This is a genomic window from Streptomyces sp. NPDC015661 (assembly GCF_043077765.1).
Classification (GTDB): domain Bacteria; phylum Actinomycetota; class Actinomycetes; order Streptomycetales; family Streptomycetaceae; genus Streptomyces.
The window spans coordinates 734324-750290 of the sequence record NZ_JBIBST010000003.1; the positions used below are offsets into that span (position 1 = coordinate 734324).

The 15967-nt window shown below is 71.2% G+C and carries 16 protein-coding genes; 8 read left to right on the forward strand and 8 right to left on the reverse strand.

The annotated features are described in order from the left end of the window. The first annotated feature begins 6 nt into the window (after positions 1 to 6). Positions 7 to 1050 (forward strand): zinc-dependent alcohol dehydrogenase family protein, encoded by a 1044-nt coding sequence (locus tag ACF07V_RS11770; protein ID WP_392153361.1) that lies wholly within the window; start codon positions 7 to 9, stop codon positions 1048 to 1050. Positions 1051 to 1087: 37 nt separating this feature from the next. On the opposite strand, the gene ACF07V_RS11775 is transcribed toward ACF07V_RS11770, so the two are convergent. Together ACF07V_RS11775 and ACF07V_RS11780 are read right to left on the reverse strand one after the other, a co-directional pair. Further along, a complete protein-coding gene (locus ACF07V_RS11775) occupies positions 1088 to 2401 on the reverse strand; it encodes a CoA transferase (RefSeq protein WP_392153362.1) in 1314 nt (437 codons plus the stop codon). A gap of 88 nt (positions 2402 to 2489) precedes the next feature. Then, the gene (locus ACF07V_RS11780; protein ID WP_392153363.1) at positions 2490 to 4025 is read right to left on the reverse strand and encodes a S8 family serine peptidase; all 1536 of its coding nucleotides are present in this window, start codon (positions 4023 to 4025) and stop codon (positions 2490 to 2492) included. 273 nt (positions 4026 to 4298) lie between these two features. On the opposite strand from ACF07V_RS11780, the gene ACF07V_RS11785 reads away from it, so the two are divergent. The 3 genes from ACF07V_RS11785 (at position 4299) to moaA (ending at position 7436) form a co-directional block, all read left to right on the forward strand. After that, positions 4299 to 4673 (forward strand): DUF485 domain-containing protein, encoded by a 375-nt coding sequence (locus ACF07V_RS11785; RefSeq protein ID WP_392153365.1) that lies wholly within the window; start codon positions 4299 to 4301, stop codon positions 4671 to 4673. Then, positions 4670 to 6295 carry a cation acetate symporter gene (locus ACF07V_RS11790; RefSeq protein WP_392153366.1) on the forward strand — a complete coding sequence of 542 codons (1626 nt, stop codon included), beginning with the start codon at positions 4670 to 4672 and terminating at the stop codon, positions 6293 to 6295. Before ACF07V_RS11785 ends, ACF07V_RS11790 begins: the two co-directional genes overlap by 4 nt. Positions 6296 to 6446: 151 nt before the next feature. Further along, a complete protein-coding gene (gene moaA / locus ACF07V_RS11795; RefSeq protein WP_392153368.1) occupies positions 6447 to 7436 on the forward strand; it encodes a GTP 3',8-cyclase MoaA in 990 nt (329 codons plus the stop codon). A gap of 1 nt (position 7437) precedes the next feature. Here the strand turns inward: moaA and ACF07V_RS11800 are convergent, their stop codons facing one another. Both ACF07V_RS11800 and ACF07V_RS11805 read right to left on the reverse strand, forming a co-directional pair. Beyond that, positions 7438 to 7653, reverse strand: a complete 216-nt coding sequence (locus ACF07V_RS11800) for a hypothetical protein (RefSeq protein ID WP_392153369.1) — start codon at positions 7651 to 7653, stop codon at positions 7438 to 7440. A 149-nt stretch (positions 7654 to 7802) separates the two neighbouring features. Beyond that, positions 7803 to 8129 (reverse strand): DUF3099 domain-containing protein, encoded by a 327-nt coding sequence (locus ACF07V_RS11805; protein ID WP_392153371.1) that lies wholly within the window; start codon positions 8127 to 8129, stop codon positions 7803 to 7805. A gap of 169 nt (positions 8130 to 8298) precedes the next feature. Here ACF07V_RS11805 and ACF07V_RS11810 point away from each other — a divergent pair, with 169 nt between their 5' ends. Further along, entirely contained in the window at positions 8299 to 8574 is a 276-nt protein-coding gene (locus ACF07V_RS11810; RefSeq protein WP_392153372.1) for a GlsB/YeaQ/YmgE family stress response membrane protein, read from the forward strand. A 63-nt stretch (positions 8575 to 8637) separates the two neighbouring features. Here the strand turns inward: ACF07V_RS11810 and tyrS are convergent, their stop codons facing one another. The 3 genes from tyrS to ACF07V_RS11825 form a co-directional block, all read right to left on the reverse strand. Further along, positions 8638 to 9903, reverse strand: coding sequence for a tyrosine--tRNA ligase (gene tyrS / locus ACF07V_RS11815; RefSeq protein WP_392153373.1), 1266 nt, complete (start codon positions 9901 to 9903; stop codon positions 8638 to 8640). Positions 9904 to 9961: 58 nt separating this feature from the next. Then, positions 9962 to 11353: a metallopeptidase TldD-related protein gene (locus tag ACF07V_RS11820; RefSeq protein WP_392153375.1), complete on the reverse strand. Its 1392-nt coding sequence runs from the start codon at positions 11351 to 11353 to the stop codon at positions 9962 to 9964. Positions 11354 to 11435: 82 nt separating this feature from the next. Beyond that, positions 11436 to 12959, reverse strand: coding sequence for a TldD/PmbA family protein (locus tag ACF07V_RS11825; RefSeq protein ID WP_392153376.1), 1524 nt, complete (start codon positions 12957 to 12959; stop codon positions 11436 to 11438). Between the two features lie 266 nt (positions 12960 to 13225). On the opposite strand from ACF07V_RS11825, the gene fabG reads away from it, so the two are divergent. The 3 genes from fabG (at position 13226) to ACF07V_RS11840 (ending at position 15308) form a co-directional block, all read left to right on the forward strand. Then, positions 13226 to 13945, forward strand: a complete 720-nt coding sequence (gene fabG, locus ACF07V_RS11830; protein ID WP_086827680.1) for a 3-oxoacyl-[acyl-carrier-protein] reductase — start codon at positions 13226 to 13228, stop codon at positions 13943 to 13945. A 5-nt stretch (positions 13946 to 13950) separates the two neighbouring features. Further along, positions 13951 to 14727, forward strand: coding sequence for an enoyl-ACP reductase FabI (fabI, locus tag ACF07V_RS11835; RefSeq protein WP_392153377.1), 777 nt, complete (start codon positions 13951 to 13953; stop codon positions 14725 to 14727). A 158-nt stretch (positions 14728 to 14885) separates the two neighbouring features. Continuing rightward, positions 14886 to 15308 (forward strand): hypothetical protein, encoded by a 423-nt coding sequence (locus ACF07V_RS11840; protein ID WP_392153378.1) that lies wholly within the window; start codon positions 14886 to 14888, stop codon positions 15306 to 15308. Here the strand turns inward: ACF07V_RS11840 and ACF07V_RS11845 are convergent. Next, positions 15241 to 15966, reverse strand: coding sequence for a FadR/GntR family transcriptional regulator (locus tag ACF07V_RS11845; RefSeq protein ID WP_392153444.1), 726 nt, complete (start codon positions 15964 to 15966; stop codon positions 15241 to 15243). The genes ACF07V_RS11840 and ACF07V_RS11845 overlap by 68 nt on opposite strands. Position 15967: the final 1 nt, after the last annotated feature.

Genomic DNA, 15967 nt, shown 5'->3' on the forward strand with positions numbered 1-15967 from the left:
CCCCCCATGCGCGCCACCACCATCCACGCCCCGTTCGACATGCGCGTGGAGGACGTGCCCGACCCGGTGATCCAGGAGCCCACGGACGTCGTCCTGCGGGTCCTGCGCGCCTGCATCTGCGGCAGCGACCTCTGGGCCTACCGCGGCGAGTCCGCCCGGCAGCCCGGCCAGCGCATCGGCCACGAGTTCCTCGGCATCGTCGAGGCGGCCGGCTCCGAGGTCAGCGGCTTCGCCGCCGGCGACCTCGTCGTCGCCCCCTTCGTCTGGTCCGACGGCACCTGCGAGTACTGCGCCGAAGGCCTCCAGACCTCCTGCCCGCGCGGCGGCTTCTGGGGCTCGGTCGGCTCCGACGGCGGCCAGGGCGAGGCCGTCCGCGTCCCCTTCGCCGACGGCACCCTCGTCAAGCTGCCCGCCGAGGCGGCCGGCGACGACCGTCTCCTCACCGCGCTGCTCGCCCTCTCCGACGTCCTCGGCACCGGCCACCACGCGGCCCTCGGCGCGGGGGTGAAGCGGGGCTCCACCGTCGCCGTCGTCGGTGACGGCGCCGTCGGCCTCTGCGGCGTCCTCGCCGCCAAGCGGCTCGGCGCCGAGCGGATCATCGCGCTCGGCCGGCACACCGCCCGTACCGACATCGCCCGCGCCTTCGGCGCCACCGACGTGGTCGCCGAGCGCGGCGAGGCCGCCGAGGCCGCCGTCCGCGAGCTCACCGGCGGCCAGGGCGCCCACGGCGTCATCGAGGCCGTCGGCACCGAGCAGTCGATGCGCACGGCCGTCGCGATCGCCCGTGACGGCGGCTCCATCGGCTACGTCGGCGTCCCGCACGGCAGCGGCACCGGCCTCGACCTCTCGGTCATGTTCGACCGCAACATCGCCCTCCGCGGCGGCGTCGCCCCGGTCCGCGCGTACATCCCGGAACTCCTCCCGGACGTCCTGGACGGCACCATCGACCCGTCCCCGGTCTTCGACCTGACGGTCGGCCTGGACGGAGTCCCCGGCGGCTACAAGGCGATGGACGACCGCACGGCCCTCAAGGTCCTGGTCAAGCCGTGAGCCGGGCGGCGGGCCGGCCCGGCCCGCCGCCCTCCGGTCAGGCCCCCGCCCACTCCGGCGCGTCCGCCCCGGCGACGCCCGGCGCCCGCGACCAGCCCGCGGGCCCGCCCTCGTACGACACGGGCGACAGCGCGTGCCGGAGGCGTCCGAGCGGCCCCTCCGACTCCGCGAGGTACCGCTCCGGCTCGTACCGCGGCAGAGTCCCGCTCAGCCAGTGACCCGTCTGGGCCAGAGCGAGCCGTACGAGCCGGCTCCCGCCCTGCTCGCGCTGTTCCGTCAGCGACCGCAGCACCGCCGCCGCCAGCAGATACCCCGTGCCGTGGTCCAGCGCCTGCGCCGGCAGCGCGCCGGGCTCCGCCGCCGAGCCCTCCACCGTCGCGATCCCCGTCGCCACCTGCACCAGCGAGTCGAAGCCGCGCCGCCCGCCCCACGGCCCGTAGTCGCCCCAGGCGGAGAGCCGGGCGGTCACCAGACCCGGCCGCTCCAGGTCGAAGCGGTCGAGCGCGCCCGGACGGTAGCCGGCGACCAGCACATCGGCCGCGTCGAGGAGTTCGTCGAAGGTCCGCCGGTCCGACGGCCGGTCCAGGTCGAGCGCGGCGGTCCGCTTGCCGACGCCCGTGTCGGCGTGCTGGTCCGGCAGCTCGGGGTTGCCCGGCGGGTCGATCCGCAGCACGTCCGCGCCGAGCAGCGCCAGCGACCGGGTCGCGACCGGCCCGGCGATCACCCGGGTCAGGTCGAGGACCCGCAGCGGCCGCCCGCCCCGGTCCCGGGGCGCCGCGTCGTCCAGCCGCTCCCGGGTCAGCAGCGGCCGCGCCGCCACCTCCCGGCCCTGCTCGGTCGCCGCCCACTCCTCGGGCGTCCGCAGGGCGACGGCCAGGCCCCCGGCCGCGTACACCGCCGTCTCGACCTCGACGGCCTTCCGCTCCCCGATCGCCGCCGCGACGGCCTCGACGGAGCCGGAGCCGGAGTCCGCCACACCCAGCGCCGCGAGCAGCGCCGCCCTGTGGTGCGGGTAGTTGGCGTGCGTACGGACCCACCCGTCGGCCGACCGCCAGAACCGGGAGAGGGGCGCGAAGTTCACCGGCGCCCGCCCGTCGACCCGCAGATGACGCTCGCTCACGAAGGCGGTGGCGACCGCCCCGTCGTCCACCCGCACCGGCCCCGGAAGCCCCGCGTGCTCCACCGCGGCGAGCGAGCAGGCCGCGACCGCGCCGCGCGCCAGGTCCATCACCGGGAGCCGCGCGGGCAGCAGCCCGGACGTCCCGCCGTACTCCACCCGGTCGACGAGGGCGGGATCGCCGCCGAGGGCCGACCACAGCAACTCCGTACCGGTACGCACTGTGTTGTCCATGACCAGCAGTGTGGCACTGAGTGCCACACAAAAGGGCCCCGGTGTGGCACACCACACCAGGGCCCTCTCGCGAACCGGACCGTACCGCTTACTTCACGGCGTTCAGCGCGTTGATGATGCCGGCCCCGTAGAAGCCGTTCTTCTTGTCGGCGCCTTCCTCGCACACCGCGTCGACGACACCGTCGGCGTTGATGTCGTACGGGTTGGTGCACGCGTGGTCGTCGGCCTGCGCGTACAGCAGCGCCTTCAGCGCCGCCGGGCTCGCGTAGGGGTGCGTCGACTTGATGAGCGCCAGGACGCCCGCCGCGTGCGGCGAGGCCATCGACGTGCCGGCCTTGTAGTTGTAGCCGCCGTCGACCGTGGTCGACAGGATGCGGCCGTTGACCGCCGGGGCGTCCGGGGTCTGGTACTCGGTGCGGTCGCCACCCGGGGCGGCGATGTCGATGACACCGGCACCGTAGTTGGAGTAGGACGCCTTCAGGCCCTTGGCGCCGGTCGCGGAGACCGTCACGACGCCCGGCAGCATGGCCGGGTAGTCGAAGCACTCCGACGGGTCGATGACCCGGTCGCCCGGCGTGGTGTCGTTCGGGCTGCTGTTGTCCAGGATCGAGTCGGCCGCCAGGTCGAACTTGGAGTTGCCGGCCGCGGCGACGTTGACCGTGCCCTTCTTCTCCGCGTAGCGGGTGGCCCGGGTGACCGCCTCGATGAGGGCCTTCTGGTCCTCGTCGTTCTTGCAGGCGAACATCCACGGGTCGGTGTAGTAGCTGTTGTTCGTGATGTCGACGCCGTGCTCGGCCGCCCACACGAAGCCACAGACCACGGCCTCGGTGTAGAAGAAGCCGTCCGGGGTGGACACCTTGATGCCGGCGAGCTTCACGCCCGGGGCGACACCGGTGACGCCGATGCCGTTCTTGGCGGCACCGATGGTGCCGGCGACGTGCGTGCCGTGGTCGCTCTCGCCCTGCATCGGACGCCACGAGCCGGCCGTGGTGTCCGGCTTGCCGGACACGCAGTTGGCGGACGCGGCGGCGTCGAAGTTCGGCGCCAGGTCCGGGTGGGTGTCGTCGACACCGGTGTCGATGATGCCGACGGTGACGTTCTTGCTGCCGAGCGTCTTCTCGTGGGCCTTGTCGGCCTTGATCGCCGGGAGGTCCCACTGCAGGGGCTCCAGCGGGTCCTGACCGTCCGTGGCGGCGGCGGCGGCCGCCTTCGCCTCGGCGGCGGACAGCGTCTGCGCGCCCTCGTCGACGGAGTCGTCGGACTGGACGGAGAGCGGGGCGGTACGGGTCGAACCGGCCGACACCACACCACGCGCCTGACGGATCGTCTTCGCGAACTCGGGGTTCTGCGAGTGGACGACTATCACGCCTATCTGGTCGTACGAGATGACCACCTCGCCGCCCGCGGCGGCGATCGCCTTCTTCACCGAGGCGGCGGTCCAGCGGCCACCCTCGACGTTGACGACGTAGGAAAGCTTCGGGCCGTTGGTGGCAACGGTGGCCGGAGCGTCGCTCAGTTCCGCGGCGGAGGCGGCGCCGGGGGCAAGGAAGCCGAGCGAGGCCGTGAGCGCGAGACCAACCGGCAGAGCGAGAGCTCGGCCGCGCCTCGATCCCAGATGAGCCATGGGTTCTCCACATCATCCGTATGTACTGCCCGCGCGCGGGTTTGCGCTCGGGCAGGTGCATGACGAGTGAAGTTATCGCTGATCTTCCCGAACCTTCAATGAGTTGAGAAGACTTCATGAAGATCTGTTCAAGAAATTCCTCCGGTTGAACCGCGTCGGTTCCGCCTCCGTGCCGTTGGTCAGGGGAGGAGCTCCGCTCGGAGCCCCGGTTCCCGCACCCCTGGTGAGGCCCCCTTGACCCAGCCGTCCGCCCCCGCGTCACGAGGAGATTCCGTGGCTACCGAAGCACCGCCGCCGCCCAGAAACGGCACGGAGACCGACCACGGTCCCGCGTCGCCCACGACGGAGCAGTTCGTCGAGGTGCAGGAGGGCGCGGAGTTCGGCGAACTGCGCCGTACGTACCGATCCTTCGCCTTCCCCCTCACCCTGGCCTTCATCGCCTGGTACCTGCTGTACGTGCTGCTCTCCAACTACGCGGGCGGCTTCATGGGCACCAAGCTCTTCGGCAACATCAACGTGGCGCTCGTCCTCGGCCTCGGCCAGTTCCTCACCACGTTCCTCATCGCCTGGCTCTACTCGCGGCACGCGGCGAACCGGCTCGACCCCCGGGCCGAGGCCATCAGAACCCGTATGGAGGGCGACGCATGAGCACCCCCGTCCTGCTCGCCGCCGGCAACGCCACCACCGAGCACCGGCCCCTGATCATCGCCCTGTTCGGCGCCTTCGTCGTCGCCACCCTCGTCATCACCGTCTGGGCCGGCCGCCAGACCCGCAGCGCCGCCGACTTCTACGCCGGCGGACGCCAGTTCACCGGCTTCCAGAACGGCCTCGCGATCTCCGGCGACTACATGTCCGCCGCGTCCTTCCTCGGCATCGCCGGAGCCATCGCCCTCTTCGGCTACGACGGCTTCCTGTACTCGATCGGCTTCCTCGTCGCCTGGCTCGTCGCCCTGCTCCTGGTCGCCGAGCCGCTGCGCAACTCCGGCCGGTTCACCATGGGCGACGTCCTCGCCTACCGGATGCGCCAGCGGCCCGTCCGCACCGCCGCCGGCACCTCGACCATCGTCGTCTCGATCTTCTACCTGCTCGCCCAGATGGCGGGCGCGGGCGTCCTCGTCTCGCTCCTGCTCGGCATCACCAGCGACGGCGGCAAGATCGCGATCGTCGCCCTGGTCGGCCTGCTGATGATCGTGTACGTGACAATCGGCGGCATGAAGGGCACCACCTGGGTGCAGATGGTCAAGGCGGTCCTGCTCATCGCGGGCACGCTCCTGATCACCTTCCTCATCCTCCTCAAGTTCCACTTCAACATCTCGGAGCTGCTCGGCGCGGCCGCCACCAACAGCGGCAAGGGCGACGCCTTCCTGGAGCCCGGCCTCAAGTACGGCGCCACCGCCACCTCCAAGCTGGACTTCCTCTCGCTCGGCATCGCGCTCGTCCTCGGCACGGCCGGCCTGCCCCACATCCTGATCCGCTTCTACACGGTGCCGACCGCCAAGGCCGCCCGCAAGTCCGTCAACTGGGCCATCGGCATCATCGGCGCCTTCTACCTGATGACGATCGTCCTCGGCTTCGGCGCCGCCGCCCTCCTCAAGAACAGCGACATCGTCGCCTCCAACAAGGCCGGCAACACGGCCGCCCCGCTCGCGGCCCTGGAGATCGGCGGCGGAGCCGGCTCCACCGGCGGAGCGATCCTCCTCGCCGTCATCTCCGCCGTCGCCTTCGCGACCATCCTCGCCGTCGTCGCCGGTCTGACCCTGGCCTCGTCCTCGTCCTTCGCGCACGACATCTACGCCAACGTCATCCGGCGCGGACAGGCCACCGAGAAGGAGGAGGTGAAGGCCGCCCGCTGGGCGACCGTCTTCATCGGCATCGTCTCCATCGCGCTCGGCGCCCTCGCCCGCGACCTCAACGTCGCCGGTCTCGTCGCCCTCGCCTTCGCGGTCGCCGCCTCGGCCAACCTGCCGACGATCCTCTACTCGCTCTTCTGGAAGCGGTTCACCACCCAGGGCGCGCTCTGGTCGATCTACGGCGGTCTGATCTCCGCCGTCGTCCTCGTGCTCTTCTCGCCGGTCGTCTCCGGCAAGCCCACGTCGATGTTCAAGACGGCGGACTTCTACTGGTTCCCGCTGGAGAACCCCGGCCTCGTCTCCATCCCGCTCGGCTTCCTGCTCGGCTGGCTCGGCTCGATCCTCTCCAAGGAGGAGCCGGACAAGGGCAAGTACGCGGAGCTGGAGGTCAAGTCCCTCACCGGAGTCGGAGCGCACTGAACCGTATACGTTCCGCCACCGCCCGGCGGCCGCGTCGTAGAGTTCTACGACGCGGCCGCGTCGGTCCTCGTGACAATCTGCCCTGCTCGTTGTCCGTGCGCTCACGTAGGCTCGGAACACACGCATCCGGAACACAGGGAGGGGGCCCACAGTGCTCATCGACACCTACGGCCGTGTGGCCACTGACCTGCGCGTCTCGCTCACGGACCGGTGCAATCTGCGCTGCACGTACTGCATGCCCGAGGAGGGCCTGCAGTGGCTCGCCAAGCCGGACCTCCTCACCGACGACGAGATCGTCCGGCTGATCCGCATCGCGGTCACCGACCTCGGCGTCACCGAGGTCCGCTTCACCGGCGGTGAGCCGCTGCTCCGCCCCGGCCTCGTCGGGATCGTCGAGCGCTGCGCCGCCCTGGAGCCCCGCCCCCGGATGTCCCTCACCACCAACGGCATCGGACTCAAGCGCACCGCCGCCGCCCTCAAGGCCGCCGGCCTCGACCGGGTCAACGTCTCCCTCGACACCCTGCGCCCCGAGGTCTTCAAGACCCTCACCCGGCGCGACCGCCACCAGGACGTCCTCGACGGCATGGCCGCCGCCCGCGAGGCCGGCCTCACCCCGGTCAAGGTCAACGCCGTCCTGATGCCCGGGCTCAACGCCGACGAGGCCCCCGACCTCCTCGCCTGGGCGGTCGAGAACCACTACGAGCTCCGCTTCATCGAGCAGATGCCGCTGGACGCCCAGCACGGCTGGAAGCGCGACGGCATGATCACCGCCGGGGACATCCTGGAGTCCCTGCGCACCCGCTTCACCCTGACGCCCGAAGGCTCCGAGGAGCGCGGCTCGGCCCCCGCCGAGCGCTGGGTCGTCGACGGCGGACCGCACACGGTCGGCGTCATCGCCTCCGTGACCCGCCCGTTCTGCCGGGCCTGCGACCGCACCCGGCTCACCGCCGACGGACAGGTGCGCACCTGTCTCTTCGCCACCGAGGAGACGGACCTGCGGGCGGCGCTCCGCTCGGACGCCCCGGACGAGACGGTCGCGGAGCTCTGGAAGAAGGCCATGTGGGGCAAGAAGGCCGGCTCGGGCCTCGACGACCCGAGCTTCCTCCAGCCCGAGCGCCCGATGTCGGCCATCGGCGGCTGACCTAGGCGTCCTCGGACTCCCAGTCGGCCAGCGGGACGACGTCCTTCAGGAAGCCCCGTACCCCCAGGAACTGGGAGAGGTGCTCGCGGTGCTCCTCGCACGCGAGCCAGGTCTTGCGCCGCTCCGGCGTGTGCAGCTTGGGGTTGTTCCACGCGAGGACCCAGACGGCGTCGGCGCGGCACCCCTTGGCGGAACAGATCGGCTTCTCTTCGCTCACTGGACCATTGATCACCCGATCATTGTCCAGCAACAGCGATGCCGGGCAGCCACGGGGGGAGCTGCCCGGCATCGGTCCGTCGCTCCGACGGGGGATGCGGAGCGCGTAGGCAGTATGTCACGGCACATGGGGTGCGGTGCACCGGATCGTCATGATTGATCTGAGGTTTTCTTGAGGTTCGGAGGCTCGAGTGCGGGGCGCTCCGGAGGGGGGACGAAGGTGGAGGGAAGGGACGGAGCCCTCTCGCGTCCCGCGTTGGCGATCACCACGGCGATATAGGGGAGCAGCAGGCCCAGGCCCAGCGCCACGAAGGCCACGTGCCGCTCCACGTTCCACAGCACCGTCGCGGCGATCACGGAGAGCGTCCGCACCGTCATCGAGATGACATAGCGCCGCTGCCTGCCCCGCACGTCGTCGGCGAGCCCCTGCCGGGCTCCCGTGATCCGGAAGACCTCGGTCCCGCCATGCTTCGGCATCGCCGTTCACCACCCACAGGTCATGCCGGACCCTCCCCGGTCCGGACCTCTTTCCACCGTACGCCCGCCCCGCCGGGCCGACGAGACCGGGGCACGTACGGTGCTGTCCGACATGCGTCGTATGGCGGATGGGCCGAGACTGAGCCCAGATCCGCACTAGGAGGCGACGATGAGTTGGTTGTGGGCGATCATCGTGGGATTCGTCCTCGGTCTGATCGCGAAGGCGATCCTGCCGGGCAAGCAGCAGATCCCGCTGTGGCTGACGACCGTGTTCGGCATTCTCGGCAGCGTGCTCGGCAACGCGGTCGCGACCTGGATCGGAGTCAACGACACCCGGGGCATCGACTGGACCCGGCATCTGCTGCAGCTGATCGGCGCCGTCGCCGTCGTCGGCGTGGGCGACATGCTGTGGGCCTCGATCAAGGGCAGCAAGCAGCGCGCCTGAGAGACGGGAAGAGGCCCGGTACGGCGCACAGCGCACGTACCGGGCCTCTTCCCATGGGTACCGCTAGCCGGCGAACTCGATCGCCGCCAGGTTCTTCTTGCCGCGCCGCAGCACCAGCCAGCGGCCGTGCAGCAGCTCCTCCGCCGACACCACGGCGTCCTCGGCGGTCACCTTCACGTTGTTCACGTAGGCCCCGCCCTCCTTCACCGTGCGGCGCGCCGCCGACTTGCTCGCCACGAGACCGACCTCGGCGAACAGGTCCACGACCTGGCCGAGCTCGGACACGCGCGCGTGCGGCAGCTCGGAGAGCGCGGCGGCGAGCGTCGGCTCGTCCAGCTCGGCCAGGTCGCCCTGCCCGAACAGCGCCTTGGAGGCGTTGATGACGGCCGCGCACTGCTCGGCGCCGTGCACCAGGGTGGTGAGCTCCTCGGCGAGCGCCCGCTGGGCGGCACGCGCCTGCGGTCGCTCGGCGGTCTGCGCCTCCAGCTCCTCCAGCTCCTCGCGGGACTTGAAGGACAGGATCCGCATGTACGTCGAGATGTCCCGGTCGTCCACGTTCAGCCAGAACTGGTAGAACGCGTACGGCGTGGTCATCTCCGGGTCGAGCCAGACGGCCCCGCCCTCGGTCTTGCCGAACTTGGTGCCGTCCGCCTTGACCATCAGCGGGGTCGCGAGCGCGTGCGCCTCGGCACCCGGCTCCAGGCGGTGGATCAGGTCGAGGCCGGCCACCAGGTTGCCCCACTGGTCCGAGCCGCCCTGCTGGAGCGTGCAGCCGTAGCGGCGGTACAGCTCCAGGAAGTCCATGCCCTGGAGCAGCTGGTAGCTGAACTCGGTGTAGCTGATGCCCTGCTCGGACTCCAGGCGCCGGGCGACGGAGTCCTTGGTCAGCATCTTGTTGACCCGGAAGTGCTTGCCGATGTCCCGCAGGAACTCGATCGCCGACATCCCGGCGGTCCAGTCCAGGTTGTTCACCATGACCGCCGCGTTCTCCCCCTCGAAGGAGAGGAAGGGCTCGATCTGCGAGCGCAGCCGGTTCACCCAGTTCGCGACCGTCTCGGGGTCGTTCAGGGTGCGCTCGGCCGTCGGCCGCGGGTCACCGATCTGCCCGGTGGCCCCGCCGACCAGCGCCAGCGGCCGGTGCCCGGCCTGCTGGAGCCGGCGGACGGTGAGGACCTGGACCAGGTGGCCGACGTGGAGACTGGCCGCGGTCGGGTCGAAACCGCAATAGAACGTGACGGGGCCGTCCGCGAGAGCCTTGCGCAGTGCGTCCTCATCGGTGGACTGGGCGAAGAGCCCGCGCCACTTCAGCTCGTCGACGATGTCCGTCACGTCGTCCGTCTCCTCGTGATGCTCAGGGGAACCAGTTGTCGCGATCAGTCTATGGGGGTCAGACCCCCTTGCTGACCGAGCTCATGTTGAAGTCCGGCACCCGCAGGGCCGGCATCGCGGCGCGCGTGAACCAGTCGCTCCACTCGCGCGGCAGCGTCTTCTCCGTACGACCGGCCTCCGAGGCCCGCGACAGCAGGTCCACCGGCGACTCGTTGAACCGGAAGTTGTTCACCTCGCCGACCACCTCGCCGTTCTCGACGAGATAGACGCCGTCCCGGGTCAGCCCGGTCAGCAGCAGCGTCGCCGGGTCGACCTCGCGGATGTACCAGAGGCAGGTCAGCAGCAGGCCGCGCTCCGTCGAGGCGACCATCTCCTCCAGGGAGCGCTCGCCGCCGCCGTCCAGGATCAGGTTCCCCGCTCCCGGCGCCACGGGCAAATGAGTAAGCCCCGCCGTGTGCCGGGTGGTGATCAGGTGCGCCAGGCTGCCCGCCTTCACCCAGTCGACCGGCCCGACCGGCAGACCGTTGTCGAAGACGGAGGAGTCGTCGCCCGAGGAGTGCGCGATCACGAACGGCGAGGACTCCAGGCCCGGCTCGTTCGGGTCGCTGCGCAGCGTGAGCGGCAGCGGGGAGAGCGTCTCGCCGAGCCGGGTGCCGCCGCCGGGCTTGGAGAAGACCGTCCGGCCCTCCACCGCGTCCCGGGCCGTCGAGGACCACAGCTGGTAGATCATCAGGTCGGCCACGGCGGTCGGCGGCAGCAGCGTCTCGTACCGGCCGGCGGGCAGCTCGATCCGCCGCTCCGCCCAGCCGAGACGGGTCGCGAGCTCGGCGTCGAGCGCGGCCGGGTCGACGTCCTTGAAGTCCCGGGTCGAGCGCCCGGCCCAGGCGGAACGCGCGCGGTCCGGGGACTTGGCGTTGAGCTCCAGGGTCCCGTTGGGCTGGTCGTGGCGCAGCCGCAGCCCCGTGGAGGTGCCCAGGTAGGTGGAGGTCAGCTCGTGGTTGGCGAAGCCGTACAGCTCACGGCCGCCGGTACGCGCGCGTGCGAAGGCCTCGCCGAGCGCCGGGGCGAAGTCGGCGAAGACGGAGGAGGAGGTCTCCGCCGGGGCGTCGGTGAAGTCGGGCGAGGCGGGCACGCCCTCCACGAGCGGCTGGGCGTCCTCGGCGGGCCCGGCGGCGCGGGCGGCGGCCTCGGCGGCCCGGACCAGGGGCTCCAGGTCGTCGACGGTCACGGCGGACCGCGAGACGACACCGGAGGCGGTGCCCTGGGCGCCGTCGACGGTCGCGATCACCGTGAGGGTACGGCCCCGGGTCACCCCGTTCGTGGTGAGCGCGTTCCCGGCCCAGCGCAGATTGGCCGAGGACTCCTCGTCGGCGATGACGACACACCCGTCGGCGCGGGACAGCTCCAGGGCCCGCTCGACGATCTCGTACGGCTTGCTGACGCGGCTCATCGACCGGCCTCCTGCGTCGTGTTCAGACTGTGCCTACCCGGGGGACGACCCCCGGACCCCCAGCAAAGGTTGTGGCGGGCGTTCATCGACCGGCCTCCTGCGTCGTGTTCAGGATGTTGACGCCCCGGAAGAGGGCGGACGGGCAGCCGTGCGAGACGGCGGCGACCTGGCCCGGCTGGGCCTTGCCGCAGTTGAAGGCGCCACCGAGGACGTACGTCTGCGGGCCGCCGACCTGCTCCATCGAGCCCCAGAAGTCGGTGGTCGTCGCCTGGTACGCCACGTCCCGCAGCTGCCCGGTGAGTTGGCCGTTCTCGATGCGGAAGAAGCGCTGGCCGGTGAACTGGAAGTTGTAGCGCTGCATGTCGATCGACCAGGACCGGTCGCCGACCACGTAGATGCCGCGCTCCACGCCCCCGATCAGGTCCTCCGTCGACAGACCGCCCGGGTCCGGCTGGAGCGAGACGTTCGCCATCCGCTGCACCGGCACGTGCGCGGGGGAGTCGGCGAAGGCGCAGCCGTTCGACCGGCCCAGGCCCGTGAGCTTCGCGATCCGCCGGTCCAGCTGGTAGCCGACGAGCGTGCCGTCCTTCACCAGGTCCCAGCTCTGCGCCTCGACGCCCTCGTCGTCGAAGCCGACGGTGGCGAGACCGTGCTCGGCGGTGCGGTCACCCGTCACGTTCATGATCGAGGAGCCGTACGCCAGCTTGCCCAGCTGGTCGAAGGTGGCGAACGAGGTGCCCGCGTACGCCGCCTCGTAGCCCAGCGCCCGGTCCAGCTCGGTGGCGTGCCCGATGGACTCGTGGATCGTCAGCCACAGGTTCGACGGGTCCACGACCAGGTCGTACCGGCCCGCCTCCACGCTCGGCGCCCGCATCTTCTCGGCGAGCAGCGCCGGGATCTCGTCGAGCTCCTTGTCCCAGTCCCAGCCGGTCCCCGTCAGGTACTCCCAGCCCCGTCCGACCGGCGGCGCGATCGTCCGCATCGAGTCGAACTCGCCGGTCGTCTCGTCCACGGCGACCGCCGTGAGCTGCGGGTGCAGCCGGACGCGCTGCTGGGTGGTCACGGTGCCGGCCGTGTCCGCGTAGAACTTGTTCTCGTGGACGGTGAGCAGCGAGGCGTCCACGTGCGCCACGCCCTCCGCCCCGAGCAGCCGCGCGCTCCAGTCGGCGAGCAGGGCGCTCTTCTCCTCGGCGGGGACGGAGAAGGGGTCGATCTCGTACGAGGAGACCCAGGTGCGCTCGGAGTGCACCGGCTCGTCCGCCAGCTCCACGCGTTCGTCGGAGCCGGCCGCCGCGATCACCTTCGCCGACAGCTTCGCCATGGCGACCGCCTGCGAGGCGACCCGCGCGGCCCCGTCCATCGTCAGGTCGACGCCGGACGCGAAGCCCCAGGCCCCACCGTGCACCACCCGCACCGCGTAGCCGAGGTCCGTGGTGTCGGAGGACCCGGACGGTTTGGCGTCGCGCAGCCGCCACGAGGCGCTGCGCACCCGCTCCAGGCGGAAGTCCGCGTGCTCGGCACCGAGCGCGCGCGCTCGGGCGAGCGCCGCGTCGGCGAGCGCCCGCAACGGCAGCGCGACGAACGAAGGGTCGATCTGATGGACCACGAGCGGCCTCGCTCTCGGCGATCGGAAGACAGCGGTCTGAAACTGCCCCGGAAGTCAATCACGGGACGGGCGGCCGAGTCGGCGCATTGAGGACCGCCCCCGGTGGAACCGGTCCCTCCGCGGTGCGGCGACCCGACCCGTACGGCCCCCGAGCTGTAGGGATCCGACAGCGACACCCGTACGCCACTGTGGGAGGTCGATTGCTCATGTCGGGAGTGATACCGATAGGTTTTCGGCTACCAGACCGCTATCGAAAGGGTGATCCGTTGAGCCGCTCGGTTCTCGTCACCGGAGGAAACCGGGGCATCGGCCTCGCCATCGCCCGCGCGTTCGCCGAGGCCGGCGACAAGGTCGCGATCACGTACCGCTCCGGCGAGCCCCCGGCCGCCCTGGTCGAGCTCGGCTGCCTTCCCGTCAAGTGCGACATCACCGACGCGGAGCAGGTGGAGACGGCCTACAAGGAGATCGAGGAGAAGCACGGTCCGGTGGAGGTCCTCGTGGCCAACGCCGGCGTGACGAAGGACCAGCTCCTCATGCGCATGACCGAGGAGGACTTCACGTCCGTCCTCGACACCAACCTCACCGGCACCTTCCGGGTGGTCAAGCGCGCCAACCGCGGGATGCTGCGCGCCAAGAAGGGCCGCGTCGTCCTGATCTCCTCGGTCGTCGGTCTGCTGGGCTCCGCGGGCCAGGCCAACTACGCCGCCTCCAAGGCCGGCCTGGTCGGCTTCGCCCGCTCCCTCGCGCGTGAGCTGGGCTCGCGCAACATCACCTTCAACGTCGTCGCCCCCGGCTTCGTCGACACCGACATGACCGCGGTGCTCACCGACGAGCAGCGCGCGGGCATCGTGTCGCAGGTGCCGCTGGGCCGCTACGCCCAGCCGGAGGAGATCGCCGCGGCGGTGAGGTTCCTCGCCTCCGACGACGCCTCGTACATCACTGGAGCCGTCATCCCGGTTGACGGCGGATTGGGCATGGGTCACTGATCACCATGAGCGGAATTCTCGAGGGCAAGCGCATCCTCATCACCGGTGTGCTGATGGAGTCCTCCATCGCCTTCCACGCCGCGAAGCTGGCCCAGGAGCAGGGTGCGGAGATCATCCTCACCGCCTGGCCCCGGCCGTCGCTGACCGAGCGCATCGCCAAGAAGCTCCCCAAGCCCGAGAACGTCAAGGTCCTGGAGCTCGACGTCTCGAACGACGAGCACCTCGCCCGTCTGGAGGGCCAGGTCCGTGAGCACCTGGGCGACCGTCTCGACGGCATCGTGCACTCCATCGGCTTCGCGCCGCAGGACGCGCTCGGCGGCAACTTCCTGAACACGCCGTTCGAGTCCGTGGCCACCGCCATGCACGTCTCCGCCTTCTCCCTGAAGTCGCTGACGATGGCGCTGCTGCCGCTGATGTCCGAGGGCGGCTCGGTCGTCGGCCTCACCTTCGACGCGAAGTTCGCCTGGCCGCAGTACGACTGGATGGGTCCGGCCAAGGCCGCCCTCGAGGCCACCAGCCGCTACATGGCGCGCGACCTCGGCAAGCAGAACATCCGCTGCAACCTGATCTCGGCGGGCCCGCTCGGCTCCATGGCCGCCAAGTCCATCCCGGGCTTCGGCGAGCTGGCGTCCGTCTGGGACAGCCGTTCCCCGCTGGAGTGGGAGCTCTCGGACCCGGAGCCGGCCGGCCGCGGCATCGTCGCGCTGCTCTCCGACTGGTTCCCGAAGACCACGGGCGAGATCATCCACGTCGACGGCGGTCTGCACGCCATCGGCGCGTAACCGTCCAGGACAGCAGGTAAGGGCCGTGTGGCCGCCCCCGTGGCGGACACACGGCCCTCGCCGTTCCGCAACTCCTGCACGGGTCGAAAAGTAGCCCGAATGACCCCAGACTGAGGCAGAGCGTGATGTTCTGCTGCTGACGGGGAGGAGGTACGGGCATGCGCGCGATACGTCAGGGCTTCGGGGCGTTCGCCTCCGTCGCCGTTCTGATCACCGGGACAGCCGTGGCCACCGAGCTGCGGGCCGCTCCCGCCCCGGCCGAGGAGCTCCCGGCCACCGCCCCGGCGGCGGAGGAGCCGGAGGACTTCGGGGCCTCCTGCCGCACCGTCGTCGAGGGCTCCCGCGTCACCGCGCACTGCAGCAACCCGTACCCCCGCACCGACCGGATCCGCCTCCACGTCGAGTGCGAGCGCTGGTGGGACGTCGACAGCGACAGCGCCCCCGTGGAGGTCGAACCCGCCGACTACGCCCGGGTCACCGGCCGCTGCTGGAAGGAGGTCCGGTCCGCCTGGATCACGCACCAGCCCGCGGACCAGGCTCCGGCTCCTGCTCCCGACTCGCTTCCGGTACGGGGTTCCTGAGGCACATGAAGGGGTAGCCGGCCGCCTCCGTGCCGGCCCGCTCGGCATCGCCCTCGCGGATCGCGTCCACCAGGCGCGCGTGGTCCATGTGGTTCTCCGGCCGCAGCACCTGCCCCACGTCGTCGCGCAGCCAGTCCCGCAGCAGGTCGCCCAGGTCCGCGTAGAGCTCCGTCAGGACCTCGTTGCCCGAGGCGGCGACGACGGCGTGGTGGAAGGCCGCGTCGACCGTCACGAAGCGCTCCGCGTCCCCGGACTCCCACGCCTCCTCGCGGCGCCCGAGCAGGGCGTCCAGCTGCTTCAGGTCCCGCTCCGTGCGCCGCTCGGCCGCGAACCGGGCGGCGGCGGACTCCAGCGTGGAGCGCAGCTCGGCCACGTGCCGGGGGTCGGAGCCGGCGAAGCGCCGGTGCATGACGCCCGCCAGCTCGCTGGTGGCGACGACGTACGTCCCCGAGCCCTGGCGGATGTCGAGCAGGCCGTTGTGCGCGAGCGCGCGGACCGCCTCGCGCACCGTGTTCCGGGCGACGCCCAGCTGCTCGACCAGTTCGGGTTCGGTCGGGATGCGCGAACCCACCGGCCATTCGCCGGAGGTGATCTGGTTCCGCAGCTCGGCGATCACCTGGTCGGAGAGACCGGTGCGCCGGGGGTGACCGAGGGCCATG

What these genes read in the sequence shown, in the direction of transcription:
- ACF07V_RS11770 (WP_392153361.1), top strand. Translation starts at nt 7, where the DNA reads ATGCGCGCCACCACCATCCACGCCCCGTTCGACATGCGCGTGGAGGAC.
- ACF07V_RS11775 (WP_392153362.1), bottom strand. Translation starts at nt 2,401, where the DNA reads ATGGACAACACAGTGCGTACCGGTACGGAGTTGCTGTGGTCGGCCCTC.
- ACF07V_RS11780 (WP_392153363.1), bottom strand. Translation starts at nt 4,025, where the DNA reads ATGGCTCATCTGGGATCGAGGCGCGGCCGAGCTCTCGCTCTGCCGGTT.
- ACF07V_RS11790 (WP_392153366.1), top strand. Translation starts at nt 4,670, where the DNA reads ATGAGCACCCCCGTCCTGCTCGCCGCCGGCAACGCCACCACCGAGCAC.
- ACF07V_RS11805 (WP_392153371.1), bottom strand. Translation starts at nt 8,129, where the DNA reads ATGCCGAAGCATGGCGGGACCGAGGTCTTCCGGATCACGGGAGCCCGG.
- ACF07V_RS11810 (WP_392153372.1), top strand. Translation starts at nt 8,299, where the DNA reads ATGAGTTGGTTGTGGGCGATCATCGTGGGATTCGTCCTCGGTCTGATC.
- ACF07V_RS11820 (WP_392153375.1), bottom strand. Translation starts at nt 11,353, where the DNA reads ATGAGCCGCGTCAGCAAGCCGTACGAGATCGTCGAGCGGGCCCTGGAG.
- fabI (WP_392153377.1), top strand. Translation starts at nt 13,951, where the DNA reads ATGAGCGGAATTCTCGAGGGCAAGCGCATCCTCATCACCGGTGTGCTG.
- ACF07V_RS11840 (WP_392153378.1), top strand. Translation starts at nt 14,886, where the DNA reads ATGCGCGCGATACGTCAGGGCTTCGGGGCGTTCGCCTCCGTCGCCGTT.
- ACF07V_RS11845 (WP_392153444.1), bottom strand. Translation starts at nt 15,966, where the DNA reads ATGGCCCTCGGTCACCCCCGGCGCACCGGTCTCTCCGACCAGGTGATC.